5 protein-coding genes are annotated in these 3,225 nt (G+C 68.6%); all 5 read right to left on the bottom strand.

Translation table 11 applies throughout. The features are described 5' to 3' along the window. On the bottom strand, positions 1-270 hold a 270-nt coding region (locus N878_RS15775), incomplete at its 3' end, for a DUF6162 family protein (RefSeq protein WP_021444580.1). Beyond that, on the bottom strand, positions 267-587 hold the full coding sequence (locus N878_RS15770; RefSeq protein ID WP_021444579.1) for a hypothetical protein: 321 nt from the start codon (positions 585-587) through the stop codon (positions 267-269). The genes N878_RS15770 and N878_RS15775, both read right to left, overlap by 4 nt. After that, positions 584-1,129, bottom strand: a complete 546-nt coding sequence (locus N878_RS15765; protein ID WP_021444578.1) for a hypothetical protein — start codon at positions 1,127-1,129, stop codon at positions 584-586. Before N878_RS15765 ends, N878_RS15770 begins: the two co-directional genes overlap by 4 nt. Continuing rightward, positions 1,126-2,319, bottom strand: coding sequence for a PepSY domain-containing protein (locus N878_RS15760; protein WP_021444577.1), 1,194 nt, complete (start codon positions 2,317-2,319; stop codon positions 1,126-1,128). Before N878_RS15760 ends, N878_RS15765 begins: the two co-directional genes overlap by 4 nt. Before the next feature lie 125 nt (positions 2,320-2,444). Further along, a partial coding sequence (locus N878_RS15755) for an AraC family transcriptional regulator (RefSeq protein ID WP_021444576.1) occupies positions 2,445-3,225 on the bottom strand: 781 nt, incomplete at its 5' end.

Genomic DNA, 3,225 nt, shown 5'->3' with positions numbered 1-3,225 from the left:
CAGGACCTGCGGGCTGGGCAGGGCCTGCAGCTCGCCTTGCAGCAGGAGGATTTCGTCGTACGCCACGGCGAGGTCGGTGTGGATGCCCTGCTCGGCGGCATTGAGGTCGCGGCGGGCGTCGAGCTGGTGCCCGGCGACCTCCTGCTGCGGCGCCGGCTCGCTGCGCCAGACGATGACCAGCGCGGCGAGGGCGAGGATCGCCAGGCTGAGCAGCAGCACCTGCAGGCTTTCGTGGCCGGCGCCGGCCGGGCGTACCACCTGGGTGGTCATGGCGCGGCGATTTCCGTGTGGTCGATCTCCACCACGTGGCCGGGGCCGGCGTCGAACAGCACGTAGAACTCGCCGTCCGGGCGCTTGAAGCTGAGCCGGGAATCCTCGCCGAGCTTGCCGGGCACCAGCACCTCTTCCTCGTAGCTGATCACATCGAGAGTCACGCCCGGGGCGCCGCTGCCGTCGGAGAAGCCGCCGGTGCAGACGATTTCCTCGCCGTCGCCGGCTTCGCACTGGCAGATCGGGTTGTGCGCCAGGGCCAGGGGCGCGAGCCCGACGCCGAGGACGAACAGGCCGATGCGCAGGGTAGGGGTCATGGTTTGCCTCCTTGTTGCTTGAGCCAGGCGAGGGTCGCCGGCGACGCCTCGGCCAGGGGAATGGATGCCTGGTGCACCGTGCCGTCCCAGCCTTCGGCGGTGATCCACAGCTCGGCGTCGGGCTTGGTGCGCGGCGGTACGGGAATGCTCGCGCCCATGCGATAGGGGCTGCCGAAGAACAGCCCGCCGGCGGCGCGCAGGCTGCGCGGCTTGCCGATGCGCAGGTAGGTGGCCTTGACCTGCTCGCCGCAGCCCTGGCACAGCGCGGCGTTGAACGCCTTCATGTAGCCGGCCGGGCCTTCCAGCTGCGGCGGCAGGTTGCGGAACTCGGCCAGGCGCAGGCTCCAGGGGCCGACCTGGACTTCGCCGATCTCGCGCTCGCCCAGGCCGCTGTCGCCGCGAAACAGCGCCACGTCGTGGAAATACTTGGGCATGAAGCCCAGCGGAATCAGGATCAGCAGCGCATTCAGGTGGAAGCGCCACCGGTGCCACCAGCGGCTCAGGGCAGAAGGCGCCGGGGCGGCGGTTGCGGCCTTGCTCATGGACGACCCTCCGAGACTTCGGCGATGGCGATGGGCGCCGCCCGGGTCGGCTGCGGGGCGCGTCTGACCACTGCGGCAGTGGCCTGCACGGTGCGTTTGCTCCAGATCAGCAGGCCGCTGAGCACCATCATGCTCAGCAGCAGGCCGAAGAAGCACCAGATCAGCTTGACCCACAGGCCGCCGAAGTCGCCGACGTGCAGCGGGCGCATGGACTCGGTGACGAATTCCAGCGCGGAGCGGTCGTCGAGCAGGCGCTTGGCGTCGATCTCGCCGTTGTAGGGGTTGACCGTCACCGACTGGAACATCAGCGGATACCAGCCGCGACCCGAGACGGTGATGTGGCCATAGGCATAGATGGGCAGGTTGATCGAGCTGGCCTCCAGGCTGGGCACGGCGCCCTGGGCGATGCTCACCGCCTTGTCCAGGTCGATGCGCGGCACCTCCCTGGCGCTGGCCGCCAGCGGCACCTCCTCGCGGCTCACCACCGGCGGCACGCCCTCGGTGGAGATGGAGATGTGGAAGTCGAACAGCAGCGCGCGGATCAGGAACCAGATGCCGGTGATGGATATCACCGCGATGAACCAGATCGACCAGATGCCGGACAGGCGATGGAAATCGCCCCAGAAGATCCGCGCGCCCTGGCCCACGCGCAGGCGCGGACGGAAGAAGCCTTTCCAGAATTTCTTGTAGACCACCAGCCCGGTGATCAGCGACAGCAGCATCGGAATGCCGGTCAGCGACACCAGGTACCAGCCCCAGCTGAAGCCGTTGGTGAAGGGCACCAGCCACCAGCCGTGCAGGGCACGGGTGAACTGGCGGAAGTCGAACTGCGGGCTGATGCCCTGGATCGCCCCGGTGTAGGGGTTGACGTAGATCATCGGCGAGCTGCCGTCCGGGTAGCTGACCCGGGCGGTGAGGGCGAAGTGATCCTCGTCCGGGCGCTCGATGCTCTGCACCACCAGTTCCGGCTCGGCGCGCTGGATCGCCGCCAGCACCTGGCCGTAGCTGAGCCGCTCGGCGTCGTCCGACGGCTTGCTGGCGCGCACGTCCGGGTTGGCCAGCCAGACGATCTCCTGGCTGACCGTGGCCAGGGTGCCGGTGACGCAGATGATCAGCAGGAAGAACCAGACCGGCAGAGCCAGCCAGCTATGGACGAGAAACCAGAGTCTGGAGCGGGATTTCTTGGACATGGTCGCGGGGTCGTTGGCGCGCGCGGCGGGCCGGCGCGGAATGAATGGAGTAAGAAGCGACCGCAAACGCGGATGAAAAGGATTCTAAGTTGCAAACGATTGGCGATCAAGGTTGCCGTGCGCGATCAGCCCGCTCGGCGTTGCGCGCGCCGGTAGTCGCCGGGCGTTTGCCCGAGCCAGCGCTTGAAGGCGCGCTGGAAGGCTTCGGCGGAGGCGAAGCCGAGCAGGTAGGCGATCTCGCCGAAGGCCAGCTCGGTGTCGCGGATATAGGCCATGGCCAGATCGCGGCGGGTGTCGTTGAGAATGGCGCGAAACTGCGTGCCTTCCTCGGCCAGCTTGCGCCGCAGCGTCCAGCTCGGCAGTTGCAGGCGTCTTGCCAGCTCCTCCAGGTCCGGCTCGCGGCCGTGCAGCAGCGGGCCGAGCAACTGGATCACCCGTTCGCGCAGGCTGCGGGTGCGGGTCAGCTGCTCGCGCTCGCGCTCGCACAGTTCCAGCAACTGCTGCCAGGTGCCGGGGCAGTGCTCCGGGTTGCCCTGGGCCAGACTGGCGGCGCTCAGGCGCAGGCGGTTGGCGCCGGCGGCGAACTCCACCGGGCAGCCGAACAGTGCCTCGTAGCGCTCGGCATAGACCGGCGCAGGGAACTCGATCTCGACTTTCTCCAGGGCCACCGGGCGACCGATCACCTGGCTCAGGTTGCTCTGCCAGCCGGCCAGCACCGAGTCGACCACGAAGCGGTTGTAGGCGTTGTACGGGCTGATGGAATAGAAGTGCAGCCAGGCGCCGCGGCCGTCCTCGACCAAGCCCGAGCTGCCGCGGTAGTTGGCCGCATACAGCGCCTCGAAGTCGGTCAGCACGCGCGCCGCCGCGCCCAGGTTGGGCGCCTGGGCGGCGCAGATGCCGGCCAGG

It is taken from the genome of Pseudomonas sp. EGD-AK9 (genome assembly GCF_000465935.2).
Classification (GTDB): domain Bacteria; phylum Pseudomonadota; class Gammaproteobacteria; order Pseudomonadales; family Pseudomonadaceae; genus Aquipseudomonas.
Note: the sequence above shows the minus strand (reverse complement) of the source record. Positions and strands in the feature narration are given on the sequence as shown.

Coding starts and splice junctions, on each gene's coding strand:
- N878_RS15760 (WP_021444577.1), bottom strand. CDS start 2,319: ATGTCCAAGAAATCCCGCTCCAGACTCTGGTTTCTCGTCCATAGCTGG.
- N878_RS15765 (WP_021444578.1), bottom strand. CDS start 1,129: ATGAGCAAGGCCGCAACCGCCGCCCCGGCGCCTTCTGCCCTGAGCCGC.
- N878_RS15770 (WP_021444579.1), bottom strand. CDS start 587: ATGACCCCTACCCTGCGCATCGGCCTGTTCGTCCTCGGCGTCGGGCTC.